The sequence below is a fragment of the Curtobacterium sp. MCLR17_054 genome (assembly GCF_003234335.2).
Lineage (GTDB): Bacteria > Actinomycetota > Actinomycetes > Actinomycetales > Microbacteriaceae > Curtobacterium > Curtobacterium flaccumfaciens.
In genome coordinates, this window is the sequence record NZ_CP126263.1 from 2,048,398 (window position 1) to 2,075,076 (window position 26,679).

At 71.1% G+C, this 26,679-nt stretch carries 27 protein-coding genes; 14 read left to right on the plus strand and 13 right to left on the minus strand.

Annotated elements, in window-relative coordinates:
- Nucleotide 1: 1 nt before the first annotated feature.
- From DEJ08_RS09830 to DEJ08_RS09840, 3 genes are read left to right on the plus strand one after another with little or no spacing between them, the layout of a single operon-like run.
- The gene (locus tag DEJ08_RS09830; protein ID WP_111055564.1) at nucleotides 2–679 is read left to right on the plus strand and encodes a FadR/GntR family transcriptional regulator; all 678 of its coding nucleotides are present in this window, start codon (nucleotides 2–4) and stop codon (nucleotides 677–679) included.
- The gene (locus DEJ08_RS09835) at nucleotides 676–1,803 is read left to right on the plus strand and encodes an acetamidase/formamidase family protein (RefSeq protein ID WP_111055563.1); all 1,128 of its coding nucleotides are present in this window, start codon (nucleotides 676–678) and stop codon (nucleotides 1,801–1,803) included. Before DEJ08_RS09830 ends, DEJ08_RS09835 begins: the two co-directional genes overlap by 4 nt.
- Nucleotides 1,800–3,440, plus strand: a complete 1,641-nt coding sequence (locus DEJ08_RS09840; RefSeq protein WP_111055562.1) for an AtzH-like domain-containing protein — start codon at nucleotides 1,800–1,802, stop codon at nucleotides 3,438–3,440. Before DEJ08_RS09835 ends, DEJ08_RS09840 begins: the two co-directional genes overlap by 4 nt.
- On the opposite strand, the gene DEJ08_RS09845 is transcribed toward DEJ08_RS09840, so the two are convergent.
- Nucleotides 3,437–4,255 (minus strand): TrmH family RNA methyltransferase, encoded by an 819-nt coding sequence (locus DEJ08_RS09845; RefSeq protein WP_111046379.1) that lies wholly within the window; start codon nucleotides 4,253–4,255, stop codon nucleotides 3,437–3,439. The two genes, DEJ08_RS09840 and DEJ08_RS09845, sit on opposite strands and share 4 nt — an antisense overlap.
- Before the next feature lie 266 nt (nucleotides 4,256–4,521).
- On the opposite strand from DEJ08_RS09845, the gene DEJ08_RS09850 reads away from it, so the two are divergent.
- From DEJ08_RS09850 to DEJ08_RS09860, 3 genes are all read left to right on the plus strand, one after another.
- Nucleotides 4,522–5,355: a Sir2 family NAD-dependent protein deacetylase gene (locus DEJ08_RS09850; RefSeq protein WP_111046434.1), complete on the plus strand. Its 834-nt coding sequence runs from the start codon at nucleotides 4,522–4,524 to the stop codon at nucleotides 5,353–5,355.
- A gap of 97 nt (nucleotides 5,356–5,452) precedes the next feature.
- Entirely contained in the window at nucleotides 5,453–6,091 is a 639-nt protein-coding gene (locus tag DEJ08_RS09855) for a histidine phosphatase family protein (RefSeq protein WP_111024980.1), read from the plus strand.
- A 49-nt stretch (nucleotides 6,092–6,140) separates the two neighbouring features.
- Nucleotides 6,141–6,872 (plus strand): hypothetical protein, encoded by a 732-nt coding sequence (locus tag DEJ08_RS09860; protein WP_111046380.1) that lies wholly within the window; start codon nucleotides 6,141–6,143, stop codon nucleotides 6,870–6,872.
- A gap of 129 nt (nucleotides 6,873–7,001) precedes the next feature.
- On the opposite strand, the gene DEJ08_RS09865 is transcribed toward DEJ08_RS09860, so the two are convergent.
- Both DEJ08_RS09865 and DEJ08_RS09870 read right to left on the minus strand, forming a co-directional pair.
- Nucleotides 7,002–8,072, minus strand: a complete 1,071-nt coding sequence (locus DEJ08_RS09865; protein ID WP_111046435.1) for a glycosyltransferase family 4 protein — start codon at nucleotides 8,070–8,072, stop codon at nucleotides 7,002–7,004.
- A gap of 5 nt (nucleotides 8,073–8,077) precedes the next feature.
- Nucleotides 8,078–9,070 carry an alpha/beta fold hydrolase gene (locus DEJ08_RS09870; protein ID WP_258366996.1) on the minus strand — a complete coding sequence of 331 codons (993 nt, stop codon included), beginning with the start codon at nucleotides 9,068–9,070 and terminating at the stop codon, nucleotides 8,078–8,080.
- A 113-nt stretch (nucleotides 9,071–9,183) separates the two neighbouring features.
- On the opposite strand from DEJ08_RS09870, the gene treS reads away from it, so the two are divergent.
- Together treS and DEJ08_RS09880 are read left to right on the plus strand one after the other, a co-directional pair.
- Complete coding sequence (treS, locus tag DEJ08_RS09875) at nucleotides 9,184–10,893, plus strand: maltose alpha-D-glucosyltransferase (RefSeq protein ID WP_071403984.1); 1,710 nt, start codon at nucleotides 9,184–9,186, stop codon at nucleotides 10,891–10,893.
- 35 nt (nucleotides 10,894–10,928) lie between these two features.
- Nucleotides 10,929–11,675, plus strand: coding sequence for a 3'-5' exonuclease (locus DEJ08_RS09880; RefSeq protein ID WP_258366997.1), 747 nt, complete (start codon nucleotides 10,929–10,931; stop codon nucleotides 11,673–11,675).
- A gap of 182 nt (nucleotides 11,676–11,857) precedes the next feature.
- Here the strand turns inward: DEJ08_RS09880 and DEJ08_RS09885 are convergent, their stop codons facing one another.
- The 3 genes from DEJ08_RS09885 to glgA all read right to left on the minus strand — a co-directional run bounded on the left by DEJ08_RS09885 (nucleotide 11,858) and on the right by glgA (nucleotide 14,200).
- Nucleotides 11,858–12,106: a type B 50S ribosomal protein L31 gene (locus DEJ08_RS09885; protein WP_017887280.1), complete on the minus strand. Its 249-nt coding sequence runs from the start codon at nucleotides 12,104–12,106 to the stop codon at nucleotides 11,858–11,860.
- A gap of 102 nt (nucleotides 12,107–12,208) precedes the next feature.
- The gene (locus tag DEJ08_RS09890; RefSeq protein WP_017887279.1) at nucleotides 12,209–12,991 is read right to left on the minus strand and encodes an ABC transporter ATP-binding protein; all 783 of its coding nucleotides are present in this window, start codon (nucleotides 12,989–12,991) and stop codon (nucleotides 12,209–12,211) included.
- Nucleotides 12,992–13,000: 9 nt separating this feature from the next.
- Nucleotides 13,001–14,200, minus strand: a complete 1,200-nt coding sequence (gene glgA, locus DEJ08_RS09895; RefSeq protein ID WP_071403766.1) for a glycogen synthase — start codon at nucleotides 14,198–14,200, stop codon at nucleotides 13,001–13,003.
- A 47-nt stretch (nucleotides 14,201–14,247) separates the two neighbouring features.
- On the opposite strand from glgA, the gene DEJ08_RS09900 reads away from it, so the two are divergent.
- Nucleotides 14,248–15,489: a glucose-1-phosphate adenylyltransferase gene (locus DEJ08_RS09900; protein WP_111053938.1), complete on the plus strand. Its 1,242-nt coding sequence runs from the start codon at nucleotides 14,248–14,250 to the stop codon at nucleotides 15,487–15,489.
- A 112-nt stretch (nucleotides 15,490–15,601) separates the two neighbouring features.
- Nucleotides 15,602–16,240 carry a phosphoserine phosphatase SerB gene (gene serB, locus DEJ08_RS09905; protein WP_111053939.1) on the plus strand — a complete coding sequence of 213 codons (639 nt, stop codon included), beginning with the start codon at nucleotides 15,602–15,604 and terminating at the stop codon, nucleotides 16,238–16,240.
- 12 nt (nucleotides 16,241–16,252) lie between these two features.
- On the opposite strand, the gene fabG is transcribed toward serB, so the two are convergent.
- On the minus strand, nucleotides 16,253–16,966 hold the full coding sequence (gene fabG / locus DEJ08_RS09910; RefSeq protein WP_071403764.1) for a 3-oxoacyl-ACP reductase FabG: 714 nt from the start codon (nucleotides 16,964–16,966) through the stop codon (nucleotides 16,253–16,255).
- Nucleotides 16,967–17,131: 165 nt separating this feature from the next.
- On the opposite strand from fabG, the gene DEJ08_RS09915 reads away from it, so the two are divergent.
- From DEJ08_RS09915 to DEJ08_RS09925, 3 genes are read left to right on the plus strand one after another with little or no spacing between them, the layout of a single operon-like run.
- Nucleotides 17,132–17,554, plus strand: coding sequence for a DUF3099 domain-containing protein (locus DEJ08_RS09915; RefSeq protein ID WP_051596733.1), 423 nt, complete (start codon nucleotides 17,132–17,134; stop codon nucleotides 17,552–17,554).
- The gene (locus DEJ08_RS09920) at nucleotides 17,554–17,862 is read left to right on the plus strand and encodes a hypothetical protein (RefSeq protein ID WP_371830589.1); all 309 of its coding nucleotides are present in this window, start codon (nucleotides 17,554–17,556) and stop codon (nucleotides 17,860–17,862) included. Before DEJ08_RS09915 ends, DEJ08_RS09920 begins: the two co-directional genes overlap by 1 nt.
- Entirely contained in the window at nucleotides 17,859–18,842 is a 984-nt protein-coding gene (locus DEJ08_RS09925) for an SURF1 family cytochrome oxidase biogenesis protein (protein ID WP_111053940.1), read from the plus strand. Before DEJ08_RS09920 ends, DEJ08_RS09925 begins: the two co-directional genes overlap by 4 nt.
- Before the next feature lie 844 nt (nucleotides 18,843–19,686).
- Here DEJ08_RS09925 and DEJ08_RS09930 read toward each other — a convergent pair.
- Nucleotides 19,687–21,285, minus strand: a complete 1,599-nt coding sequence (locus tag DEJ08_RS09930; protein ID WP_071403762.1) for an ABC-F family ATP-binding cassette domain-containing protein — start codon at nucleotides 21,283–21,285, stop codon at nucleotides 19,687–19,689.
- 115 nt (nucleotides 21,286–21,400) lie between these two features.
- On the opposite strand from DEJ08_RS09930, the gene DEJ08_RS09935 reads away from it, so the two are divergent.
- Nucleotides 21,401–22,000: a biotin transporter BioY gene (locus DEJ08_RS09935; RefSeq protein WP_111046384.1), complete on the plus strand. Its 600-nt coding sequence runs from the start codon at nucleotides 21,401–21,403 to the stop codon at nucleotides 21,998–22,000.
- A gap of 305 nt (nucleotides 22,001–22,305) precedes the next feature.
- Here the strand turns inward: DEJ08_RS09935 and DEJ08_RS09940 are convergent, their stop codons facing one another.
- The 5 genes from DEJ08_RS09940 to sufB are packed head-to-tail and all read right to left on the minus strand — an operon-like array spanning nucleotide 22,306 to nucleotide 26,521.
- On the minus strand, nucleotides 22,306–22,635 hold the full coding sequence (locus tag DEJ08_RS09940) for a metal-sulfur cluster assembly factor (protein WP_017887270.1): 330 nt from the start codon (nucleotides 22,633–22,635) through the stop codon (nucleotides 22,306–22,308).
- Nucleotides 22,635–23,408, minus strand: coding sequence for a Fe-S cluster assembly ATPase SufC (sufC, locus tag DEJ08_RS09945; RefSeq protein ID WP_071403760.1), 774 nt, complete (start codon nucleotides 23,406–23,408; stop codon nucleotides 22,635–22,637). Before sufC ends, DEJ08_RS09940 begins: the two co-directional genes overlap by 1 nt.
- A 57-nt stretch (nucleotides 23,409–23,465) precedes the next feature.
- A complete protein-coding gene (locus DEJ08_RS09950; RefSeq protein WP_084740352.1) occupies nucleotides 23,466–23,792 on the minus strand; it encodes a non-heme iron oxygenase ferredoxin subunit in 327 nt (108 codons plus the stop codon).
- On the minus strand, nucleotides 23,792–25,102 hold the full coding sequence (gene sufD / locus DEJ08_RS09955) for a Fe-S cluster assembly protein SufD (RefSeq protein WP_111053941.1): 1,311 nt from the start codon (nucleotides 25,100–25,102) through the stop codon (nucleotides 23,792–23,794). The genes DEJ08_RS09950 and sufD overlap by 1 nt, the downstream gene beginning before the upstream one ends.
- Nucleotides 25,103–26,521 carry a Fe-S cluster assembly protein SufB gene (gene sufB / locus DEJ08_RS09960; protein ID WP_111053942.1) on the minus strand — a complete coding sequence of 473 codons (1,419 nt, stop codon included), beginning with the start codon at nucleotides 26,519–26,521 and terminating at the stop codon, nucleotides 25,103–25,105.
- Between the last annotated feature and the right edge of the window lie 158 nt (nucleotides 26,522–26,679).

The following is a 26,679-nucleotide window of genomic DNA, read 5'->3' on the forward strand; positions in this document are numbered from 1 at the left end:
CATGCACCGTGGACGGACCCTGAGCGCGGCGACCGCCGCCCACCTCGGCACGCTCGTGCTCGACGACCTGCAGCCCGGCGACAAGCTGCCGCCGGAGCGCACCCTCGCCGAGGACCTCGCCGTGTCCCGCACGACCATCCGCGAGGCGCTGCAGGAGCTCGAGCGCCGTCGCCTGGTCTCCCGGACCCCTGGTCGTGGCACCGTCGTGCTGCCGCGGCCGGAGGAAGCGTCCGCCCTGCTCGACCACCACCGCGACGACCTGGACCACCGGGCCGAGCACGTGGCCGAGTTCCGGACCGTCGTGGAGCCGCAGGTCGCCGGACTCGCGGCGGCGCGGGCGGGCGAGGCCGACCTGCTCAGCCTGGAACGCATCCTCGCCGCCACGCACGCGGGGCTCAGCCCGGAGGAGTCGCTCGCCCAGGACGTCGCCTTCCACGTGCAGGTCGCCCGCACGTCGGGGAACCCCCTGCTCGTGTCCCTGTGCGAGCTCAGCAGCGGCTGGGTGCAGGACGTCCGCGCCCGCTCGCACAGCACCAGCGAGGGGCGCCGGTCGTCGTTCGAGTGGCACGAGCGGATCCTCGAGCGGATCCGGGAGCACGACGTCGCAGGCGCGACGCGGGCGATGGCCGACCACCTGGCCGACGTGGCCCACCTGGTCGAACGGAGGACGGAACGATGACCACCACACACCGCACCACTGCACACCAGACCACCGCCCCCGCGGTGGCGACCCTGCAGCCCGGCACCGGACCCGTCCGCGGTGACCACTCCCTGCGCGTCGACCCGGAGACCGTCCTCTGGGGCCGACTGCCGAGCGACGGCGACACCCCCGCCCTGACGATCGGCCCCGGGGAGTCGGTCACGATCGACACCGTCAGCCACGAGGGGATCCTCCCCGACCAGGGCAGCGACCCCGTCGCCTGGTTCGGCGACCACGGCGTCGCACCGGAGCACGTCCTCGCCGACGCCGTCGCGATCGCCCGCTCCGGCCACCGCGACCCCGCGTCGGACGGACCGCACGTGGTGTCCGGGCCGATCGCTGTGCGCGGTGCCCGTCCCGGTGACGTGCTGACGATGACGGTCCTCGACACCCTGCCCCGGGTGCACTACGGCGTCGTGTCGAACCGGCACGGCCGCGGCGCCCTGCACGGTGAGTTCCCGGTCGACGGCACGACGGTGAGCGTCTTCGCCGACGTCGTCGACACCGACCAGGGCCGGCGGGGCCGTATCCCGCTCACCGCCGCCGGCGACCGCTTCGCGCACTTCCCCCTCGCCCCGTTCCTCGGGATCATGGGCGTCGCCACCCCCGGGGAGCGGCTGCACTCCGTCCCGCCCGGTCGCCACGGCGGCAACATCGACGTCAACCTGCTGCAGGCCGGGTCGCAGCTGCACCTGCCGGTGCTCGTCCCCGGCGCGCTCGCCCACGTCGGTGACCCGCACTTCGCCCAGGGCGACGGCGAGGTGGCACTCACCGCGATGGAGGCCTCGCTCCGCGCGACGATCCGCTTCGACCTGACCCCGGCCGCCGAGGCCGCCGCGCGCTTCGGTGACCTGGTCTGGCCCGTCGCCGAGACGCAGGAGTTCCTCGTGCCCACGGGCATGGACCCGGACCTCGACGAGGCCGTCCGGAAGTGCGTCCGGCACGCCGTCGCGATCCTCGGCGCGCGCTGGGGCATGGAACGCCACCTGGCGTACGCGTACCTGTCCGCAGCGACCGACTTCAACATCTCGCAGGTGGTGGACCTGGTCACCGGGGTCCACGCCCGCATCCGCAAGGCCGACTTCGAGGAGCCCGCCCGATGACCACGCCCCCGGCGTCGCCCGCGCCCGACGCCGCGCCCGAAGGCCTGCTCGAGGCGCTCGACGCCTACGAGGCCGCCTTGCTGGCGAACGACCTCGACGCCCTCGACGCCGCGTTCGTCGACTCCCCCGGCACGATGCGCGGCGACGACCGCGGCCTGCTCGTCGGGCACGACGCGATCAGCGCGTTCCGCGGGGCACGGGGTGGGGTCGCGACCCGGTCGCTGACGCACGTCGAGGTCCGCCCCCTGACCGAGGACCGCGCCCTCGTCGTGTCGGTGTCCCGGTTCGCCGCGGGTGGGCAGGGCCTCCAGACCCAGCTCTGGCGCCGCGACGGCGACAGCAGCGAACGCGAGACCAACGACGGCGACACCGGCGCCGGCCCCCGCTGGCGCATCGAGGCAGCCCACGTCACCGGCCGCCCCAAGGCCGTCGACACCACCGTCTGGCGGGCCGTCGGCGACCCACTCGTCGCCCCCACCGCCTCCGGACCATTCGACGGCCTGACCGTCGCCGTCAAGGACCTCTACGCCGTCCCCGGCCAGCCCGTCGGCGCCGGCAACCCGACCCACCTGCGCGAGGCACCCGTCGAGACCGCGCCCGCCGCAGCGGTCGCCGCGCTCCTCGCCGCCGGCGCCTCGATCCGCGGGATCGCACGCACCGACGAGTTCGCCTACAACCTGACGGGCCGGAACGCGCACCACGGCACGCCGCCGAACAGCGCGGCTCCGACCCGACTGCCTGGAGGCTCGTCCAGCGGATCCGCATCGGCCGTCGGCCTCGGGTGGGCCGAGATCGGGATCGGCACGGACACCGCGGGATCGGTGCGGGTCCCCGCCTCGTACCAGGGACTCTGGGGCCTCCGGACGACCCACGGCACGGTGTCCCGCGACGGGCTGCTCCCGCTCGCGCCGTCGTTCGACACCGTCGGGTGGCTCACGCGGAGCCCCGGCGTGTTGCTCGCCGCCCTCGACGCCACCGTGCCGCCGCCCGCGACGGCAGGGGCTTCCGATGCGACCGTGCTCGTCGTCCCCGAGGAACTCGTCGCACTCGTCGAACCGGCCGTCGCCCGGTCCTTCACCGCCTTCGTCGAGGCACTCGACGAACCCGTCGCGACCGTCCGGCTGCGGGACTTCGGCATCCCGGACCCCGCAGCACTGCAGGAGCAGATGCGCCTCGTCCAGGCCGCCGAGGCACTCGCCGCCCACGGCCCCTGGATCGACGCGCACCCCGGCGCACTGAGCCCCGTCGTCGGTGACCGGTTCCGGGCGGCACGCGCGAACGACCCCGACGCGACCGCCGACGCCGTCGCACGCCTCGACGAGGTCCGTGCGACGATCCGCCGTGCCCTCGCCGGTCGGACGCTGCTGTTCCCGACCGTGCCCGGACCCGCTCCGCTGCTCGACGCGGACACCGCTGCGCTCGAGCGCACCCGGACCGCCACCACGGCGATGACCGCGCTCGCGAGCGTCGGCGGCCTGCCCGCGGTGAGTGCACCGGCGCTGACCGTGGACGGCGCGCCCGTCGGCGTCTGCCTGGTGGGCGGGCCGGCCACCGACCGTGCCCTGGTGATCCGTGCCGGGCGCATGCTGCCGGACCAGGCCGCCCCGGGCCTCCCGACCGTCTCGCTGGTGCGCTAGGAGGCGAGCCGCCGGGCGTGGGTGACCGCCCACAGACCGACGGCGCTCGCCGCGGCCACGTTCAGCGAGTCGACGCCGTGCGCCATCGGGATCCGGACGGTCGTGTCGGCCGAGGCGATCGCGGCCGGCGTCAGCCCCTGCCCCTCGGTGCCCATCACGAGCGCGACCTTGTCGGGCAGGTCCGCCACGAAGGCGTCGAGGTCGATCGACTCGTCGGTCAGCGCCATCGCGGCCAGGTGGAAGCCCTGCGCGCGGAGTTCCTCACCAGCCGCGGGCCAGTCGCCGATGCGGGTCCACGGCACCTGCAGGACCGTGCCCATGCTCACCCGGACGCTCCGGCGGTACAGCGGGTCGGCGCACCGCGGGCTGACGAGCACCGCATCGGCGCCGAGGCCGGCGACGCTGCGGAACACCGCGCCGACGTTCGTGTGGTCGACGATGTCCTCGAGCACGACGACGACCTTCGCGTCCCGCACCACGTCGGCGACACTCGGCAGCTCGGGACGCTGCATCGCGGCGATCGCACCGCGGTGCATCCGGAAGCCGGTGAGCTCCTCGAGCAGGGCGTCCGCGCCGACGAAGACCGGCCCGTCGTGCTCCGCGACCAGGGGCAGGACGCTGTCGAGCCACTTCTCCTGCACCAGGATGCTCCGCGGGACGTGCCCGGCGCGGACCGCGCGCTCGATGACCGTGTTCGACTCGGCGATGTACAGGCCGCCCTCGGGCTCCGAGACCCGGCGGAGTGCCACGTCGGTCAGACGGGCGAAGTCGTCGAGGCGGGGATCGTCGAGGGAGTCGATGCGGACGGGGTGCACGGGGCTCGTTTCGGTGTGGTGCGGGGGCGGCGCGGGGGTTCGGCGGGCCTGGGCCGGGGCCGGGGCCGGTGCGGGTCCGGCGGGCCGGGCCGACACGGGTCCGGGCTGCCGACGGGCTGCTCCGGGCTGCCGCCGGACGGGTCCGCCGAGGATGCGCTCCGCCTGGGAAGCGACCGGGACGGTCGGGTGTTGAGGGTACCGTGAACAGGGTGCTGGATGATGCTGCGTCGACGACCGGACCGACCACCGGGGCGGCCGCCGGATCGGTGACCGCCGACGACCTGGACCGCGTCGTCGAGGTGCTCGCGGGCAAGCGGATCGCCGTGCTCTCCGGTGCCGGTCTGAGCACCGACTCCGGCATCCCCGACTACCGCGGTGCCGGACGGGTGGTGCGCAAGCCCATGACGTTCCAGGAGTTCCTGGCCGACCCCGCGAAGCGCCAGCGCTACTGGGCAGGATCCCACCTGGGCTGGCGGAGCTTCGCGGCCGCCGTGCCGAACGACGGACACCGGGCGCTCGCCGCACTCGAGGACGCCGGGATCGTCGCCGGGGTCATCACGCAGAACGTCGACGGCCTGCACCTGCGCGCCGGCTCCCGCCGCGTCGTCGAGATCCACGGCTCGATGGACCGCGCCGTGTGCCTGCGGTGCGGCCAGGTGTTCTCCCGCTCCGACCTCGCCGCCACGATCGACCGCGAGAACCCCTGGATCGACGAACCGGGGTCCGTGCAGCTGCAGCCGGACGGTGACGTCGAGATCACCGACGTCGAACGGTTCGTCGTGCCCGCGTGCACCGTGTGCGGCGGCGACCTGAAGCCCGACGTCGTCTTCTTCGGCGAGTTCGTGCCGGCCGAGAAGTTCCGCGAGGCCGTGTCGATCGTCGCCGACGCCGACGCACTCCTCGTCGTCGGTTCGTCCCTCACCGTGAACTCGGGCGTGCGGCTGGTCGACCACGCTGCGCGCCGCAAGAACCCGGTGGTCATCGTGAACCGCGGCGAGACCCGCAGTGACCGTCGTGCGGCCGTGAAGCTCGACGCCGGCACCACCGAGACGCTCGTGCACCTGGCGGAGCGGCTCAGCGCGGCGGCGGCGACCGACTAGCGGGTCGCGGCGGGCTGGACCCGCGCGGGCGCTGCCTGGACCCGCGCGGGCGCTGCCGCCGGACGGACTTGCCGGGCGCGTCTGCGAAGATCGACGGGTGACGACCCTCCTGTACCTCGTCCGGCACGGCGAGACCGACTGGAACGCGCAGCGCCGCATCCAGGGCTCGACCGACATCCCGCTCAACGACACCGGACGACGGCAGGCCGCCGAGGCCGCCGAGCTCCTGACCCGCCGGCCGTTCGACGCGGTGGTCGCCTCCCCGTTGTCCCGTGCGGCCGAGACGGGCGCGATCATCGCCGACCGCCTGGGCCTCGACGCACCGACGACGTACCCGGGCCTGGCCGAGCGCTCGTACGGCGAAGCCGAGGGGCTGACCGACGACGAGGTGTCGGCACGGTACCCACACGACGACATCCCCGGTCGGGAGTCCCGCTCCGCGCTGCTCGCCCGCGTCACCGAGACGCTCGGCGAGATCGCGGTCCGGTTCGACGCCGGCGTCGTCGTGGTCGCGACCCACGGCGCGGTGATCCGCAGTGTCGTGAACGCCGCAGCCCCCGGCACCGCCGACCGCCGCAACACCCCGATCCGCAACGGGTCCATCCACTCGTTCCGGTGGGACCCCGAGCGCTTCCACGCCGAACTCGTCCGGTTCGACGACCCGATCGACGACGTGTCCGACGCCACCGGAGGGTCCGCGTTCGAGTACCAGAACCCCTTGGAGCGCCGGGGCTGACCGGGGACTAGGCTCCGACGCACCCGCACACCGGGGTGAGGGGAGCCACATGTCCGACGACGGAACCAGCCGACACGGCCAGCATGCCCTCGACCAGCAGGACGACGACCTCGACCGGGTGTTCGGTCCCGAGACGGCGAGCGTCCCCACCCGCACCCGGGCCCGCACCTGGTTCATCATCGGCGGCAGCACCCTCGCGGTGGTCGCGGTCATCGCCGTGGTGCTCGGCTCGATCATCGGGAGCGTCCAGAACGGCATCGGCGGGGTCTTCCCACGGCCGGACGTGGCGCTCGACCGGTTCGACACGCGCGTGCGCGCGCTGCCCGGCGTCACCGACGTGCGGCACCACGCCCCGTCGAAGACGGCGTTCGCGAGCTACGACGCCATCGCCTCGGTCCGGGCGGACCCGGCGCTCGACCTCGCTGCCCGGCGTGACCTGGTCGCCGCCATCAGCCGCGCAGCCGACGAGTCCGGTGGCAACGGTGTCCGCGTCGTCGTGGTCGCCGACCTCGGCAACCTGGAGATCGGCGTCACCGGTGCCGGTGGGGTCGCGGCGAAGCGCCTGGCACTGGCGGACACGCTCGACCACATCGGCGGTGTGACGGAGGTCCGTTGCTCGTGGGAGCGCGGCGGGGATCCGTCCGACGCCGCACGCGACCAGTCGATCGTCGTGCGGACCCCGGGTCGGGGTGCAGCGGTGCCGCCGATCGTGTCGCGGGTGACCGAGGAGACGCAGAAGGTGTTCCCCGGGGCGGACGTGCAGGTCATCGCGCCGGAGTGACGGTGTGGTGGTCGCGCGCTCGTCACGCGTCCGACGTGGGACGACACGGTCGACGTCGTACGACATCGACATCGTCGTTCCGCATCGCCGCGAACCGCAAGCGCCGGCGCCCGAGCCCGCACCCGCCCTTCAGCCCCGCCGGTCCCCCACGGCCCGCTCGACGGCCCGGACGACCTGCTCCGCCGAGTCCTGCCACCGGAACCGACCGGCACGCTGAATCGACTGCCGCGAGGCCTCGTCCCACCGTTCCTCGACCCGCCGGACGGCCGCGGCAAGGGCGGACGGCGACGCCGGGTCGAAGTACTCCGCAGCCGAGCCACCGATCTCCCGGAAGATCGGGATGTCGCTGACGACGACCGGGGTCCCGACGCCCATCGCTTCGACGAGCGGGATGCCGAACCCCTCGTCGTACGACGCGGTCGCCAGCGCAGTGGCCGAACGGAGCACGGACAGGTACTCCTCGTCGGTGGCGCCGTCGTGGAACACGATCGTCCCCGTGGGAGCCAGCGCCTCGAGCCGTGCACGATCGGCGTCGGACACCCGTGACATGCAGTGCAGCGTCCAGTCCGCCCCCAGGAGCGGCAGCGCCGTCGCCAGGGTCTCGACGTTCTTGTACGGCATGAACGAGCCCATGTAGACGAGCGAGCGTCCACGTGGCGCTCCGGCCACCCGCGGGGTCGCCGGGTCGGCCGCGTTGTAGGCGACCGTCACGGGTCGCTTCGTCAGCCGGTGCTCGGCGATCAGCCCGGCGGTCGTCTCGGACACCGTCACGACCCCGTCGGCGCCGTTCAGCAGGAACCGCTGCGGCGCCCAGGACAGGTGGAACGCCCGCCAGCCGAGCCGCAGCGGCCACGAGAACTCCCGCGGGGGCGTGCGGTTGCGGTAGTAGATCAGGTCGTGCAGCGTCAGGACGAGCGCGTACCGGCGCCCCCGTGACCCCATCGTCTGCATGGGCGAGAAGACCGCGTCGAGCCCGAGCCGGTTGACGCGCCGGGCGACGAGCGGCTCCCCCGCGTCCGTCGGCGCGGGCAGCAGCTCCCACGGCAGGTCCCTCGGCAGCGACTCGAGCTGGCGCTCGTCGCTGACGAGCAGCACGTAGTCGTGCCGGTCCGGCAGGTGCGCGACGACCCCGGCGGTGAACCGGCTGATGCCGTCGTGCCGACCGATCCGCACGTACCGGCAGTCGATGCCGATGCGCAGGCGCGTCACGACGCGTCCGCCGTCAGGGAGGACCGCCCCGCCCCCGACGGTCGGCTGTCCGTCGCGGCCGCGCCGCGTCCAGTGCGTCCATGGCGTCCCGCACGCCCGGTCGTGTCCGCCATCCGGCGGAGCACGGCCGCCGCGGCCGGAGCCGGCGTCTCGTAGTGCACCAGGTGGCCGACCCCCGGGATCACGACGAGCTCGGCGTCACGCAGCCGCTCGGCGAGTGCGCGCTGTTCGGGGACGGCGGTGATGTCGTCGTGCTCGGCCGCGACGAGCAGCACGGGCACGTGGATGCGGTCGGCGTACTCGGAGACGTCGTGGGTGACCGAGGTGCGGAACGCCTCGAGCACGCTCGTGCGGTTCGCGAAGGCCGAGAAGTACCGGTCGTGCTGGTCGTGCACCCATCGGCGGACGGCGGGGTCGTGCGACTTCAGCATCGCGATGCTCATCGCCCGGACGATCGCGCCGTTCCGCAGGATCCCGAGCCCGATCGGCTTCGGCAGGACCGCGCCGGCGCGGTAGTACCCGATCGCGATCGCGGTCCCGACGGCACGCGGTCCCTGCAGTGCCGGGGCCGCGATGGGGTTGACGAGGACGAGCAGCCGGGTGTCGAGCCCGGCGGCGACGGTGGCCGACACCACGATCGACCCGAACGAGTGCCCGAGCACCACAGTGTCGCGGCCGAGCCCGAGCGCGGCGTGGAACCCCGTCAGCCAGGCCACGTAGGCGTCGATGTCCGACACCGGCAGCGGATCGGACACGCCGAAGCCGGGCAGGTCGGGCACGATCACACGGACACCTTCGAGGTGCGCGGCGATGGTCTCGAGCCCGTGGTGGTCCCCGCGGAACCCGTGCACGGCGAGCACGGTGCGATCCGAGTCCTCGGGCCCGTAGACCCAGTAGTGCGTGGTCCGGCCGTCGACCTGGACGGCCCGGTGCACGACCGGGGTGGCGGCCATCAACGACTGGTACGGGGAGAGCACGGGCGGTTGCATCCGCGCAAGTCTAGGGAGCGAACCGCACGAAACCCCGGACACCCGCAGCATCTCGCGCCTATCGTGTCCGGGGCGGGCCGTCGACCGGTCCGTCGATGACGACGAGGAGCACGGTGACCTTCACAGCCCCGATCCAGCTGCCCGGCCTGACGCTCGACCCGCAGTGGTACAAGCGCTCGGTCTTCTACGAGTGCATGATCCGGTCGTTCGTCGACTCCAACGGAGACGGCATCGGCGACATCCAGGGCGTGATCGGCAAGCTCGACTACCTGCAGTGGCTCGGCGTGGACGCCCTGTGGCTGCCGCCGTTCTTCCAGTCGCCGATGCGCGACGGCGGGTACGACATCGCCGACTACCGGGCGATCCTGCCGGAGTTCGGCACGCTCGACGACTTCCGCGAGCTCGTCACGAAGTCGCACGAGCGGAACATGCGCATCGTGATCGACATGGTGATCAACCACACCAGCGACCAGCACGAGTGGTTCCAGCAGTCCCGCGAGGACCCGGACGGCCCCTACGGCGACTTCTACGTCTGGCGGGACACGGACGAGGACTACTCGAACATCCGCATCATCTTCGTCGACACCGAGGAGTCCAACTGGACCTTCGACCCGGTCCGACGCCAGTTCTTCTTCCACCGCTTCTTCTCGCACCAGCCCGACCTGAACTTCGAGAACCCCGCGGTCATCGAGGCGATCTACGACGTCGTCCGGCACTGGCTCGACATGGGCGTCGACGGGCTCCGGCTCGACGCGATCCCGTACCTGTTCGAGTCGGAGGAGGGCAACGGCGAGGGCGAGCCGGAGACCCACGAGTTCATCAAGAAGCTCCGCGCGATGGTCGACGACGAGTACCCCGGGCGGGTGCTCCTGGCCGAGGCCAACCAGTGGCCGCGCGAGACGGCGGCGTTCTTCGGCACCGACGAGGAGCCCGAGTGCCACATGGCGTTCGACTTCCCGGTGATGCCGCGCATCTTCTACTCGCTCCGCGCCCAGCACGCCGCCGAGCTCAAGGCGATCCTGTCCGAGACCCTCGACGTGCCGGCCAGCGCGGCGTGGGGCGTCTTCCTCCGCAACCACGACGAGCTCACGCTCGAAATGGTCAGTGAGGAGTACCGGCAGGCGATGTACGGCTGGTACGGCTACGACCCGCGGATGCGCTCGAACATCGGTATCCGCCGACGTCTCGCTCCCCTGCTCGACAACTCGCGCGCCGAGCTCGAGCTCATCCACGCGCTGCTGTTCTCGCTGCCCGGTTCGCCGTTCCTGTACTACGGCGACGAGATCGGGATGGGCGACAACATCTGGCTGCCGGACCGTGACTCCTCGCGCACGCCGATGCAGTGGACGCCGGACCGCAACGCCGGCTTCTCCACCGCCGACCCGGGCAAGCTCTACCTGCCCGTCGTCCAGTCGCTCGTGTACAACTACGCGCAGGTCAACGTCGAGGCGCAGCTCGCCCAGTCGCGCTCGCTGCTGCACTGGGTCCGGAACGTCATCCACACCCGCAAGGCCCACCCGGTGTTCGGTCTCGGCTCCCTGCACGTGCAGGAGACCTCCAACGACTCGGTGCTCGCCTTCGTCCGCTCGTGGGAGGGCTCCGGGCAGCAGTTCGGGCCGTCCGCCGAGGACGTCCTGTGCGTGTTCTCCTTCGCGACGAACCCGACCTCGGTCACGATCTCCGCGCCGGAGTTCGCGGGGCGCCCGCTCTACGACCTGTTCGGCGGCAGCTCGTTCCCGTCGTTCGACGAGGACGGCACCGTCACGCTCACCATGGGCACGCAGTCGTTCTACTGGCTGCACGTCGGCGCGCCGACCCGGTAGTCGGGGGTGTCGGTGCGTCCCGTTAGCCTGACCGCGTGACGTTCCCCACAGCACAGCTCGACGCGCCCGCTCCGACCCAGGACCTCACGGGTCGGCCCTGGTGGCACGCGCTGGGCGTCTTCGACCTCGAGACCACCGGGGTCGACGTCGAGACGGCCCGCATCGTCACCGCCCACGTCGGGCTCATCGACATGACCGGGGCCTCCATCGTCGAGGGTGCCTGGATCGCGGACCCCGGCGTCCCGATCCCGGAGGGCGCCGCGGCCGTGCACGGCTACACCACCGAGCGTGCCCAGGCCGAGGGGCGTCCCGCGGCCGAGGTCGTCGCCGAGATCATCGCCGCGATCGAGGCCGTGTTCGCCCGGGGCATCCCCCTGGTGATCTACAACGCCCCGTACGACCTCACCGTGCTCGACCGCGAAGCGAAGCGGCACGGGTTCGCCTCCCCCGTCATCGGCAACGTCGTCGACCCGCTGGTGATCGACAAGGCGCTCGACACCTTCCGCAAGGGCAAGCGCACGCTCGAGGCCGCGTCCGAGCTCTACGGCGTCACCCTCGACGACGCGCACGACGCCGGAGCCGACGCGATCGCTGCCGGGCGTGTCGCCCAGGCCATCGCCAGCAAGTACCCGGACGAGCTCGGCATCTCCGCCGAGGAACTCCACCGCAAGCAGGTCGGCTGGTGCGCCGAGCAGGCCAGCTCGTTCCAGGACTACATGCGCAAGAAGCGCGACCCGACGTTCACCGCCGACGGCCGCTGGCCCCACCGCAACGGCGCGTGATCCCGCGCTGCCACCCCTCGTAAAGCACCGGCGTTCGCGCACCGAACACCCGCAGACCGCGGTGTGACGCGCGAACACCGGTGTCCCTCGTCCCTGGGTCAGCGGCGGCCGGAAACGCCGCACAACGCGAACGGGCGGCCCTCCCGGAGGAGGACCGCCCGTGGGCGTTGCGTGGGGGCTGCTTACTTGCTGAAGCCCTTGAAGCGCTGGTTGAACTTCTCGACGCGACCGGCCGAGTCGAGGATGCGCTGCTTGCCCGTGTAGAACGGGTGCGAAGCGGACGAGATCTCGACGTCGATGACCGGGTAGGTCGCACCGTCGAGCTCGATGGTCTTGTCGCTGTTCGCGGTCGAACGCGTCAGGAACGTCTCACCGGAGGCCAGGTCGCGGAAGACGATGGCGCGGTACTCGGGGTGGGTGTCGGTCTTCATGGAGATTCCTCGATAGCGGTGATGGGATTGCGCGAACTGCGCGGGAAGTCGTCGGCTTGCGCCAGCCGTCCACGATACCAGAGAGACGGCGGGATCGCAGCGCTACGCGGCGCGTGCCGTGTAGCGACCGGCGTCCTTGGTGACCGAGAGATCGATGCCGAACGCCTCGGTCAGGGTCTGGTCCGTCAGGACCTCGTCGATGGGGCCGGCGGCCTGCACGTGGCCGTCGGCGAGGACGAGCGCGTGGGTGAAGCCGGCCGGGATCTCCTCGACGTGGTGGGTCACGATGACGATGGCCGGCGAGTCCGCGCTCTGGGCGTAGCCGCCGAGGGTGCGGACGAGGCTCTCACGGGCACCGAGGTCGAGCGACGCGGCCGGTTCGTCGAGGAACAGGATCTCCGGGTCGGTCATGACGGCACGGGCGATCTGCACGCGCTTCTGCTCGCCGTCGCTGAGATCGCCGAACGTGCGGTCCGTGAAGGACCCCAGGCCCCACTCCTCGAGCACGCGCTGCGCACGGCGGACGTCGAGCTCCTCGTACTCCTCGTTCCAGCGGCCCGTGACCGAGTACGCCGCGGTGAGCACGACGTCGATGACCTTCTCGGTCACCGGGATGCGACGGGCCAGCGCGGTCGACGCGAAGCCGATGCGCGGGCGGAGCTCGAACAGGTCGGCACCGCCGAGTTCGGTCCCGAGCACCTCGACGTCACCCGAGGTCGGGAACGTCTGGGCGCCGGCGACCTGCAGCAGCGTCGTCTTGCCGGCGCCGTTCGCGCCGAGCACGACCCAGCGTTCGTCGTCCTGCACCTCCCACGAGATCGCGTCGAGGATGGTGGCCCCGTTGCGGACCACGGAGACGTCTGACAAGCGCACGACCGAGGGCATGCGACCAGCCTACGGGTTCTGGCCGAGCACCCGGTCGTAGACCTGCCGTGTCCTGGTGGCGATCGCGTCCCAGGTGAACTCGGTCTCGACACGGAGCCGTCCGGCGCGTCCCATGAGCTTCGCCAGCCCCTCGTCGGCGAGCACCTCGGTGAGGGTCGCGGCGAGGTCGGCCACGAAGCGGTCGGGGTCGGTCGGGGTGCCGGTGCCGTCCTGCACCTGGTCGATCGGGACGATGCGGCCGGTGAGCCCGTCGGCGACGACCTCGGGGATGCCCCCGGTGCCGGTGCCGACGACCGGGATGCCGCACGCCATGGCCTCGAGGTTCACGATGCCGAGCGGCTCGTAGACCGACGGGCAGACGAACACGGTGCCCGAGGACAGCACGTTCACGATCTCCTCGTGCGCGAGCATCCGGTCGATCCAGACGACGCCTTCACGTTCCGCGCGGAGGCCCTCGACGAGCTCGGTGACCTCGGCCAGGATCTCGGGGGTGTCCGGCGCGCCGGCGCACAGCACGATCTGCACGTCCGACGGCAGCGACGCCACGGCACGGAGCAGGTACGGCAGGCCCTTCTGGCGGGTGATGCGTCCGACGAACACGACGCTCGGGCGAGTCGGGTCGATGCCGAGGGCGCGCACGGCGTCCTCGTCGACGGTCGGCTTCCACGCGTCGATGTCGATGCCGTTGTAGACGACGTGGACCTTCGCGGGGTCGATCGACGGGTACGAGCGCAGGATGTCCGCACGCATGGCCTTCGAGACCGCGATGACGCCGTCGGCGTGTTCGAACGCCTCGCGCTCCATCCAGCTGGACAGGCGGTAGCCGCCGCCGAGCTGCTCGGCCTTCCACGGGCGGAGGGGCTCGAGACTGTGGGCGGTCACGATGTGGGGGATGCCGTAGGTCAGCTGCGCGATCCGGCCCGCGGAGTTCGCGTACCAGGTGTGCGAGTGCACGAGGTCGGCGCCCTCGACGTCGGCCGCGATGGCCACGTCGGTCCCGAGGGCCTGCAGCGCGCCGTTCGCCTGGCCGAGGCCGTCCGGGGTCCGGTAGCCCCACACGTCGGGTTCGTCACGGAAGGCCCCGAAGGCCCGGACACGGACTTCCGTGTCCGTCCCCGACCGCAACGCGGCGGTGAGTTCGGACACGTGGACACCCGCTCCGCCGTAGACCTCCGGCGGATACTCCCTGGTCAGCAGATCGACTCGCACTGGTTCAACGTAACCGGTTCCCAGTGCTGACGCCTACTGTGAGCGGCATGGCACCAAAGAAGGTCTTCGGCATCGTGCTCGCCGGCGGCGAGGGCAAACGACTCATGCCGCTCACGGCCGATCGCGCGAAGCCCGCCGTCCCGTTCGGCGGCAACTTCCGTCTCATCGACTTCGCACTGTCGAACCTGGTCAACTCCGGTCTGCAGAAGATCGTCGTCCTGACCCAGTACAAGTCGCACAGTCTCGACCGGCACGTCGCGGAGACGTGGCGCATGGAGGGACTGCTCGGCTCCTACGTCGCGTCCGTCCCCGCGCAGCAGCGGCTCGGCAAGCGCTGGTTCGCCGGCTCGGCCGACGCGATCCTGCAGTCGCTCAACCTGCTGCGCGACGAACGCCCCGACATCGTGGTCGTCGTCGGTGCGGACCACGTGTACCGGATGGACTTCCACCAGATGGTCGAGGCGCACATCGCCTCCGGCCGCAGTGCCACGGTGGCGGCGATCCGTCAGCCGATCGGGCTCGCCGACCAGTTCGGCGTGATCCAGGTGGCCGACGACGACCCGACGAAGATCGAGGCGTTCCTCGAGAAGCCGAAGGACGCCGTCGGCCTGACCGACTCCCCCGGCGAGATCCTGGCCTCGATGGGGAACTACGTGTTCAACGCGGACGCGCTCGTCGACGCGGTCCTGCGCGACGGCCAGCTCGAGACGTCCGCGCACGACATGGGCGGCGACATCGTCCCCGACTTCGTCAACCGCGGCGACGCCGGCGTGTACGACCTGCAGCGCAACGAGGTCCCCGGTTCCACCGACCGCGACAAGTACTACTGGCGCGACGTGGGCACCATCGACTCGTTCTTCGACGCCCACATGGACCTCATCGCCCCGGTCCCGGTCTTCAACCTGTACAACCAGGACTGGCCGATCTTCAACCAGCAGACGAACCTGCCGCCGGCGAAGTTCGTCCGCGACGCGAACGGCAACACCGGGTCCACGGTGGACTCGCTCGTGTCGCTCGGCTGCCTGGTGTCGGGTGCGCAGGTCGAGCGCAGCATGATCGGGCCCTGGTGCTCGATCGACTCCGGCGCGAAGGTCCTCGACTCGATCGTCTTCGAGCGCGCCACCATCGGCGCCGGCGCGGTCGTCAACCGCGCCATCCTCGACAAGGACGTCGTCATCGCACCGGGCGCGCAGGTCGGCGTCGACCGCGAGGCCGACGAGGCACGCGGCTTCACCGTCACCGAGTCCGGCATCACCGTGGTCGGCAAGGGCGTCCGCGTCGACGCATAGGCACGACGCGTAGGCAAGCAGACACCCGGGGCGCAGCCCCGGACGGACGGCCTGGAGGCACGGCTCGCGTCACGGACGCGGCCGTGCCTCCGCCAGTCGGTACCGTTGGTGCGTGCCCCGCTTCCTCGTCGTCCTCGATGCCGATTCCACGCTCCTCGAGGACGAGGTGATCGAACTGCTCGCCGACAGCGCCGGGACCCGGCCACAGGTGGCGGCGATCACGGAGCGCGCGATGCGCGGGGAACTCGACTTCGCCGAGAGCCTCCGGGAGCGTGTCGCGACCCTTGCGGGCCTCCAGGCAGACGTCTTCGTCCGTGCACAGCAGTCGGTCCGTGTGACGCGGGGCGCCGACCAGCTCGTCCGTGGGGTGCACGCCGCAGGCGGCACCGTCGGCGTGGTGTCGGGCGGGTTCCACGAGGTACTCGACCCGTTCGCCGAGCAGCTCGGCCTCGACCACTGCCGGGCGAACCGCCTCGAGGTCACCGACGGCGTGCTCACCGGCCGCGTGCTCGGCGACGTGGTCGACGCGCACGCCAAGGCCGTCGCGCTCTGCGAGTGGGCGGACGCCGACGGGGTCGACCCGGCACGGACCATCGCCATCGGCGACGGCGCGAACGACCTCGAGATGATGCGCGTCGCCGCGCTGTCGGTGGCGTTCGACGCGAAGCCGCGCGTGCGGGAGCAGGCGGACGTCGCGGTCGTCGACCGTGACCTGTCCGCCGTGCTCGCGACGCTCGGCCTGCGCGGCTGATCAGTCCGAGGGCTAGTGGCCCATCCCGAGGCCGCCGTCGACCGGGATGATCGCACCGGAGACGTACCCGGCGCCGTCGCTCGCCAGGAACAGCGTGGCGTCTGCGACGTCGTCGACCGTGCCGTAGCGGGCGGCCGGGATCGCCTTCTTGAACTCGGCCTGCAGCTCCTCGGAGAGCGCGGCGGTCATGTCCGTCTGGATGAAGCCGGGCGCCACGACGTTGGCGGTGATGCCGCGCGAGCCGAGCTCACGCGTGATCGACCGGGCCATGCCGACCAGGGCGGCCTTCGAGGACGCGTAGTTGACCTGGCCGATCTGGCCGTAGGCGCCCACGACGCTCGACATCAGCACGATGCGGCCGAACTTGGCCTTCATCATGCCCTTCGTGGCGCGCTTGACGACGCGGAAGGTGCCCGTGAGGTTCGTGTCGACGACGCTGGTGAAGTCGTCCTCGGACATGCGGAGGAGCAGCTGGTCGTTCGTGATGCCGGCGTTCGCGACGAGGACCTCGATCGGACCGAGCTCGGCCTCGACCTGCGTGAACGCGGCGTCGACGGAGGCCGTGTCGGTGATGTCGGCCTGCACCGTCAGCGCGCCCTCGGGGCCACCCTGACCGCTGCGCGACGTCACGGCGACCCGGTGGCCGGCGGCGACGAACCGCTCGGCCAGCGCGTGGCCGATGCCGCGGTTGCCGCCGGTGATGAGGACGGTACGGGGGGTGCTCATGGTCGCTCCGTTCGGTGGGATCTGCTCGGCACGCGGTGCCGGGGACCCGGCGGACACGCCCGGACGAGCGTACCGGAGCGGACCACCCCGCCGGTTCGCGCGCGGCGCACCCACGATCGGTCCGGCGGGATTAGGCTTGACCACGGGTAGACGGAGACCATCTGTATGAAGAGCACGCACACGAGCATCACGTCGCTGCCGGACACACCGGAGCAGGACCGGGCGCACCGCCTGTCCCGCTACGTCTGGCAGATGGCCATCCGAGTGGTCCTCTTCATCTCCGCCGTGCTCGTGTACTCGATCTGGCACTCGTGGCTCGCGGTCATCCCGATCGTCCTGGCCGCGGTGATCCCCTGGGTCGCCGTCGTCATCGCGAACGCCGGCAGCCGGACCGAGAGCGACATGATCTCCCCCGCCGGATCCATCGAGCTCTACGACGCCGTCGACCCGCGCCTCCGCGAACAGCAGGAGGACGCCCGGGCCCAGGCCTACCGCGACGAGCAGGACCGCCTCCGCCAGCAGGCGCAGCACGCGCAGGACGAGTGGCAGCGCAACGGCGACCGATCGAAGATGTGGGGACCCCGCTGATGGGTGCGACGTTCGACCTGCAGACCGAACCCGGATCCACCCCGGTGTGCTCGCGTGCCGGCTGCGTGTCGACGGCCGGGTGGCGTGTGAACTGGCGCAACCCCCGGATCCACGCGATCGACCGCGTGAAGATCTGGGCCGCGTGCGAAGAACACCGCGACTTCCTGGCCGACTACCTGCGGTCCCGCTCCTTCCCGGTGCGCGTCACCGGCATGCACGAGGACGTCGACCACCTCGACGACGAGCGCGAGTCGACGGCGGCGCCGAAGAACGACGTCGGGGTGCGCTCCACCGGCACCTCGCGATGACCGACGGCTTCGACCCGCAGTCCCGGTACGGCCGCAAGCACGCCGCCAAGCTGCAGCGCGCCGCGGCGGAGTCCCGCTCGACCGACGACACCAGGTCGGGCTCGTCCGGTCGGGACCCCGACGAACCGTTCGTGGGCTGGCGCTTCGTCCGGAGCCGCCGCTGGCTCGGCTACTTCGCGATCGCCGTCGCCTTCGCGATCGTGTGCGCACTGTTCGGGATGTGGCAGTGGGACCGCCGCAACGAGGCCGTCCGGCAGAACGAGCAGGTCGCGCAGAACTACGACCACACCCCCGTCCCCCTCGACCGGGCGCTGCCGAAGGCCTCGAGCTGGCAGGACGAGCAGGAGTGGCTCCGGGTCTCCGTGACCGGCCGCTACGACGTCGACTCGCAGCTGCTCGTGCGCAATCGCGTGCACAACGGGCAGCCCGGGTTCGAGGTCCTGACGCCCCTGGTCACGCCCGAGGGCCGTGCCTTCATCGTCGACCGCGGGTGGGTGCCGACCGGCAACGCCCAGGATGCCCCCGACCACGTGCCCGCTCCCCCGTCCGGCGAGGTCACCGCGATCGTCCGCCTGCAGCAGAGCGAACCGCGCATCCCCGGCCGATCCGACCCGAAGGACACCGACCAGGTGCAGTCGGTGACCCTGGCCGACGTGGCGAACAAGGTCGACGACCCGATCTGGACCGGTGCGTACGGGCAACTCGCCTCGGAGTCCCCCGCCCCGACCGAAGCCCGCCCGCTCGGCTGGGAGCGTCCGAACGCCGACACCGGGCTGCACCTCAGCTACTTCATCCAGTGGTTCCTGTTCGCCGCCGGGGGCTTCGGGTTCCTGGCGTACGTGATGGTGCAGGAGTACCGGAACCTCAACCAGGACGACCCCGAGGAGCGCGAGCGCGCCCTCGAGCGCGAACGCCGCAAGAACGCGAAGCCGAAGACCGACGCCGAGATCGAGGACGAGCTCATCGCGTCACGTCGCTGACGCGCGGCTGAGGCGCGGCCGTGTGTGCGCGTCGGCGCACCGTACGGACGTCGCAACCCCGTGCGCGCTTCCGCGCACCGTGCAGCGCCACAAGCGGACACCCAGCGCGCAACGCCGCACCGGATGGCGAACGCGGCACCGTGCGGACGTGAGGCGCGACGCACGACCGGCACCGCGCCTCCAGGCCGCACCGTGCGCACACCGCAACCCCGTGCGCGCTTCCGAGCACCGTGCAGCACCACAAGCGCGCACCCGGCACGCAACGCTGCACCGGATGGCCAACGCGGCACCGTGCGGACGGGGCCGCACTGTGCGCGCTTCCGCGCACCGTGCAGCGCCACAAGCGCGCACCCAGCACGCGACGCCGCACCGGATGGCGAACGCGGCACCGTGCGGACGGGAGGCACGGCGCACCACCGGCACCGCGCCTCCAGGCCGCACCGTGCGGACCTCGCAACCCCGTGCGCGCTTCCGCGCACCGTGCAGCGCCACAAATGGCCACCCAGCACGCAACACCGCACCGGACCGGACCGCGAACGCCGCACCGTGCGGACGGGACCGCACTGTGCGGACCTCGCAACCCCGTGCGCGCTTCCGAGCACCGTGCAGCGCCACAAACGGCCACCCAGCACGCAACGCCGCACCGGATGGCGAAACGGGCACCGTGCGGACGGGAGGCGCGACGCACGACCGGTACCGCGCCTCCAGACCGCACCGTGCGGACCTTGCAACCCCGTGCGCGCTTCCGCGCACCGCGACAAGCGCGCACCCGGCACGCACCACCGCACCGGACCGCGAACGCGGCACCGTGCGGACGGGCATCGCCCGACCACGCGCGCGGCAGCTACGCGAGCTCGATGAGCTCCGCGTAGTCCTTGTTCCAGTGGTCCTCGGTGCCGTCCGGCAGCAGCAGCACGCGCTCGGGGTTGAGCGCCTCGACCGCGCCGGCGTCGTGGGACACCAGGACGACCGCGCCCTCGAAGCCGGCGAGGGCGTTGAGGATCTCCTCGCGCGACGCCGGGTCCAGGTTGTTCGTCGGCTCGTCGAGCAGCAGGACGTTCGCGCCGGAGACCACGATCATCGCGAGCGACAGACGGGTCTTCTCGCCGCCGGACAGGACGCCGGCCTTCTTGTAGCCGTCGTCGCCCGTGAACAGGAACGAGCCGAGCACCCGCCGGGCCTCGGTCTCGTTGAGGTCCGTCGACGCCGACACCATGTTCTCGATCACGGTGCGGTTGATGTCGATGTTCTCGTGCTCCTGCGCGTAGTAGCCGATGCGCAGACCGTGACCGGGCTGGATCTCGCCGGTGTCGGGCTGGTCGGCTCCCGCCAGGATGCGCAGCAGGGTCGTCTTGCCCGCACCGTTGAAGCCGAGGATGACCACGCGCGAACCGCGGTCGATCGCCAGGTCGACACCCGCGAAGATCTCGAGCGACCCGTACGACTTCGACAGCCCCTCGGCCATCAGCGGGGTGCGGCCGCACGGGGCCGGCGTGGGGAAGCGGATCTTCGCGACCCGGTCGGCGACACGCTCGTCCTCGAGGCCGGCGAGGAGCTTGTCGGCACGCGCGACCATCTGGTGGGCTGCTGCAGCCTTGGACGCCTTCGCACCGAAGCGGGCGGCCTGGTCCTTGAGCGTGGCGGCCTTCTTCTCGGCGCCCGCGCGCTCCTTGCGGCGGCGCTCCTCGTCGGCGACGCGCTGCCGCTGGTACAGCTTCCAGCCCATGTTGTAGATGTCGATGGTCTGGCGGTTGGCGTCCAGGTAGAAGACGCGGTTCACGACTTCGTCGACGAGCTCGACGTCGTGGGAGATGATGATGACGCCACCGGGGTAGGTCTTCAGGTGCTCGCGGAGCCACACGACCGAGTCGGCGTCGAGGTGGTTGGTCGGCTCGTCGAGGATCATCGTCTCGGCGTCCGAGAACAGGATCCGGGCGAGCTCGATGCGGCGGCGCTGACCACCCGAGAGCGTCTTGAGCTGCTGGTCGAGGATGCGGTCGGGCAGCTTCAGGTTCGAGGCGATCGACGCCGCCTCGGCCTCGGCCGCGTAGCCACCGAGCGCGTTGAACTGGTCGTCGAGGCGGCTGTAGCGTCGCATCGCCTTCTCGGCAACGGCCGCGTCGTCGCTCGCCATGTCGAGCGTGGCGAGGCGGATGCCCTCCACGAGCTCACCGAGCCCACGGGCGTCGAGGATGCGCTTCCGCGCGGTCTCCTCCGGGTCGCCGGAGCGGGGGTCCTGCGGCAGGTAGCCGATCTCCCCGCCGCGGTCGATCGTGCCGCCGTTCGGCTGCGTCTCGCCCGCGAGGGCCTTGGTCATCGTCGTCTTCCCCGCGCCGTTGCGGCCGACGAGTCCGATCTTGTCGCCCTTCTCGACACGGAAGGACACGTCTTCCATGAGGAGACGAGCTCCGACGCGGATCTCGAGTTCGTGCACGGCAAGCACAGTGGACGTCCAATCAGTTGGTGGGTTTGCACAACGGTGTGTGCGTGAGGTGCACCGCTACGCTGACGGGACCGATGGTTCCGAACGGAACCAGCAGTCCATTCTAGGAGAATCCATGACGAACGCCACCGGGTTCGCTCCCCGCGCAGTCCTCGCCGACCGTCTGCGCACGCACGGGCTGGCCGCCGACGCCGCCCTCGTCGCCGGCGGAGCCCTGTTCACCGCCGCGATGGCGCAGCTCGAGGTCCCGATGTGGCCGGTCCCGATCACCGGGCAGACGCTCGCCGTCGTGCTCGTCGGCGCGACCCTCGGCGCACGTCGCGGCATGCTCTCGCTGCTCGTCTACGCCGTCGCCGGACTCGCGGGTGCCCCGTTCTTCGCCGACATGCAGGGCGGTCTGCAGGCCCTGGCCCTGCCGAGTTTCGGGTACGTCATCGGCTTCATCCCCGCCGCCGGGCTCGTCGGCTGGCTCGCCCGCCGCAACTGGGACCGCAACGTCGGCCGCGCCACCGTCGCGATGCTGCTCGCGAGTGCCATCCCGTTCGTGACCGGCCTGCCGTACCTGGCCGTGGCGCTCGGCCAGCTCGGCGCCCCGAACGACGTCCAGTCGGTGCTCGCCGCCGGCCTGTACCCGTTCATCGTCGGTGGCATCGCCAAGGCCCTCATCGCCGCCGGCATCCTGCCGCTCGCGTGGAAGGTCGTCGGTCGCCGCTGACCCGTCGTACGAGAACGGCCCCGCACCTGATCGGTGCGGGGCCGTTCTGCGTCCGGTGCGGGGATGAACAGTCCGTGCGGGGCCGGGCCGGGGTTTCGGTCGGTCACGACTCCCCGCCACCCGGACGCCGAGTGGTCGCATCCCGTCGCCTGGAGCGCGGTCAGCCGACAGAACGTGACCACTCGGCGAACGTGAGCGTGTGGTCGCGACCACTCGGCGGCGCGCCCCGCGCGTGGCGTGCGCACAGACGGACGGGAGGCGCGGTGCCAGCTGGCACCGCGCCTCCCGTCCGTGGTGGGTCGCGACTAGATCGCGAACCCGAGGGCGCGCATCATCTCGCGGCCGTCGTCGGTGATCCGTTCCGGACCCCACGGCGGCATCCAGACCCAGTTGATCCGGAAGGCGTCAACGATGCCGTCGAGGGCGTTCGCGGTGTCACCCTCGATGACGTCGGTCAGGGGGCAACCGGCGCTCGTGAGCGTCATGCTGATGACGAGCGCGTTGGCGTCGTCGTCCCAGGCGAGGTCGTAGATCAGGCCGAGGTCGACGATGTTCACGCCGAGCTCCGGGTCCTGGACCTCCTTCAGGCCCTCGACGACCTCGTCGAACTTGTCGGGAGCGAGTGCGGCGATCATCAGGCCTGCGCCTCGGCGGCGGCGACCTGCACGTAGCGGTCGTAGCCCTCGTTCTCGAGGCGGTCGGCCAGCTCGGGGCCGCCCTGCTCCGCGATCTTGCCGGCGACGAACACGTGCACGAAGTCCGGCTTGATGTAGCGGAGGATGCGCGTGTAGTGCGTGATGAGCAGCACACCGAGGCCGGTCGCGGCCTTGGCGCGGTTGACGCCCTCGGAGACGATCTTCAGTGCGTCGACGTCGAGGCCGGAGTCGGTCTCGTCGAGGACCGCGAACTTCGGCTTGAGGAGCTCGAGCTGCATGATCTCGTGGCGCTTCTTCTCGCCACCGGAGAAGCCCTCGTTGACGTTGCGCTCGGCGAACGACGAGTCCATCTTCAGGTCGGCCATCGACTGGCGGAGTTCCTTGATCCAGCCACGGAGCGCCGGAGCCTCGCCGTCGATCGCCGTCTTGGCGGTGCGGAGGAAGTTCGACACCGTGACGCCGGGGATCTCGACCGGGTACTGCATCGCAAGGAACATGCCGGCACGGGCGCGCTCGTCGACGCTCATCGCGAGGACGTCCTCGCCGTCGAGGGTGATCGTGCCACCGACGACGTTGTACCGCGGGTGACCGGCGATCGTGTACGCCAGGGTGGACTTGCCGGAGCCGTTCGGCCCCATGATCGCGTGGATCTCGCCCTCGTTGATGGTGAGGTCGACACCCTTCAGGATCTCCTTGGTGCCCTGGTCGGTGTCGATCGAGACCTTGAGGTCACGGATTTCCAGAGTGGACATTGCGTTCCTTCGGTTGCAGCTGTGTGCGGCGTCAGCCGCGGGAAGTGTTGGGGGTGCTCAGTCGACCGGGACGACGTCCTGCACGTCGACGTAGACGTCGCCGTCGCGGACCTCGACCCGGAAGACCGGGACGGGCTCGTAGGCCGGGAAGTTCTGCGGCTTGCCGGTGGCCAGCGAGAAGCGGGACCCGTGGGCCCAGCACTCCAGCGAGTCACCCTCGACGAAGCCCTCGGCCAGCGAGATGTCGCCGTGCGTGCAGGTGTCGCCGATGGCGTGGACCGTGCCGGACGAGTCCTTCACGATCGCGACCGCCGTGCCGTCGACGACCACCCGCATCGGGCTGTCCACCGCGATGTCGGCTTCGGCGCAGACCTTCTCGGCCATCAGGCGGTGGCCTCCGCGCCGTCGGCCTGCGGGGCGGATGCCTGTGCGTCGCCCGCCTCGGCCGGTGCGGCGATGACCGAACGGCCCTCGGCCAGCTCCTGCTCGACCGCGGCGATGAGGCGTTCCTCGAGCTCGGGCGCACCGATCTTCTGGATGACCTCGACCAGGAAGCCGAGCACGACGAGGCGCCGCGCTTCTTCTTCCGGGACGCCGCGGGACTGCAGGTAGAACAGCTGCTCGTCGTCGAAGCGACCGGTCGCACTCGCGTGGCCGGCGCCCTCGATGTTGCCCGTCTCGATCTCGAGGTTCGGGATGCTGTCGGCACGGGTGCCGTCCGTCAGCACGAGGTTGCGGTTCTGCTCGTACGAGTCGGTGCCGTCACCGGCGCGGCCGATCAGGACGTCACCGATCCAGACGGTGTGCGCGCCCTGGCCCTGCAGCGCGCCCTTGTAGTTGACCCGACCGCGCGTGTTCGGCGCGTCGTGGTTCACGTAGACCTGCTGCTCGATGTACTGGCCGGCGTCGGCGAAGTACACGCCGTACATCTCCGTGTCGGCGCCCTGCGCACCGAGGTGCGTCGAGGGGTTGACGCGGATGACGTCGCCGCCGAGCGAGACCACGACGTGCTTGAGGAAGGCATCACGGCCGACCTCGGCGAAGTGGGTCGAGACGTGCACCGCGTCGTCGTCCCAGTCCTGCAGGCTGACGACGGTCAGTCGTGCGTTCTGCTGCGCGACGATCTCGATGTTCTCGCTCAGCAGGGCGCTGCCGCGGTTGTCGAGCACGACGATGCCCTGGGAATTCGGCTCGGCCGTGATGACCGTGTGCGCGGCGCGTGGCTGCGACCCGAAGTCGGAACGGGTCACGGTGATGAACTCGTGCGCTTCGGTGGCCTTGATCGTGATCGCCAGGACCGCGTCACGGGCGGTCCAGGCTGCGGCCGACGCGCGGTCCTCGGGCAGGCCGGCGGAGCCGACGCGGGGGTCGTCGCTGCGACCCCACTCGACGTCGGCGCCCTCGGACTGGCGGGCGAGGTACGGGTAGGCGGAACCGTCGAGCGCGCCGTCCAGCAGCGGCTGGAGCTTGGCGAGCGGCGCGAACTTCCAGTTGACCTCTCGGCCGGTGACCTTCGGGAACGCCTCGACGTCGCCGGACTGGAACCGCTCGGAGCGGGTCTGGACCGGCACCTTCTTGTCGGGGGCGTCCCAGCCGCCGTCGGAGTGGGCTCCGGCGCCGTGCTGGGTGCCGCCCTGCGCTGCGGCAGCGGGCTCGATCGGCTGGTCGATGTGGGGAGGGGTGGTGCTGGACATCTAGCCGACGGATCCTTCCATGCTCATCTCGATGAGCTTGTTGAGTTCGAGTGCGTACTCCATCGGGAGCTCGCGGGCGATCGGCTCGATGAAGCCACGGACGATCATCGCCATCGCCTCGTCCTCGGCCATGCCGCGGGACATGAGGTAGAAGAGCTGCTCCTCGCTGACACGCGAGACCGTGGCCTCGTGTCCCAGCTGCACGTCGTCGACACGGATGTCGATCGCCGGGTAGGTGTCGCTCCGGCTGATCGTGTCGACCAGCAGGGCGTCGCAGCGCACGGTGTTGGCGGCGTGGTGCGCGGCCGGGTCGACCCGGACCTCACCGCGGTAGCCCGCACGACCGCCACCACGGGCGATCGACTTCGAGACGATCGACGACGTCGTGTACGGCGCCATGTGGATCATCTTCGCGCCGGCGTCCTGGTGCTGACCGGGGCCCGCGAAGGCGACGGAGAGCGTCTCACCCTTGGCGTGCTCGCCGGCGAGGTAGATCGACGGGTACTTCATCGTGACCTTGGACCCGATGTTGCCGTCGATCCACTCCATCGTCGCGCCCTCGTGCGCGATCGCACGCTTGGTGACGAGGTTGTAGACGTTGTTCGACCAGTTCTGGATCGTCGTGTACCGAACGCGGGCGTTCTTCTTCACGATGATCTCGACGACGGCCGAGTGCAGCGAGTCGGACTTGTAGATCGGGGCGGTGCAGCCCTCGATGTAGTGGACGTACGAGTCCTCGTCCGCGATGATCAGCGTCCGCTCGAACTGGCCCATGTTCTCGGTGTTGATCCGGAAGTAGGCCTGCAGCGGGATCTCGACGTGGACGCCCTTCGGGACGTAGACGAACGAGCCACCGGACCAGACGGCCGTGTTCAGCGCGGCGAACTTGTTGTCGCCGGCCGGGATCACGGTGCCGAAGTACTCCTGGAACAGCTCCGGGTGCTCACGGAGCGCCGTGTCGGTGTCCATGAAGATGACGCCCTGCTGCTCCAGGTCCTCGCGGATCTGGTGGTAGACGACCTCGGACTCGTACTGGGCGGCGACGCCGGCGACGAGGCGCTGGCGCTCGGCCTCAGGGATGCCGAGCTTCTCGTAGGTCGCACGGATGTCCTCGGGGAGGTCCTCCCACGACTGCGCCTGCTTCTCGGTGGAGCGCACGAAGTACTTGATGTTGTCGAAGTCGATGCCCGTCAGGTCGGCACCCCACGTCGGCATCGGCTTGCGGCCGAAGAGCGACAGCCCCTTGAGGCGGTTCTTCAGCATCCACTCGGGCTCGTCCTTGAGGTTCGAGATGTCGGTGACGACCTCTTCCGAGATCCCACGACGGGCGGAGGACCCTGCCGAGTCGGAGTCGGACCAGCCGAACTCGTATTGGCCGAGCCCTTCGAGCTCGGGACGGTCGATGAGCACGTCGGACATGGTCTCCTCGTTTCCTTCTCGCGGGACAGCGTTACAGGTGTGAACCCGTGGCGTCTGGACGCCATTCCACCGCGGACCGCTGACATGCGGACCCGGTGCTGCTCCCTCGCAACGACAATGGTTCCACGCAGTCCGTGGGTTGATCGGCGATCTCGGCC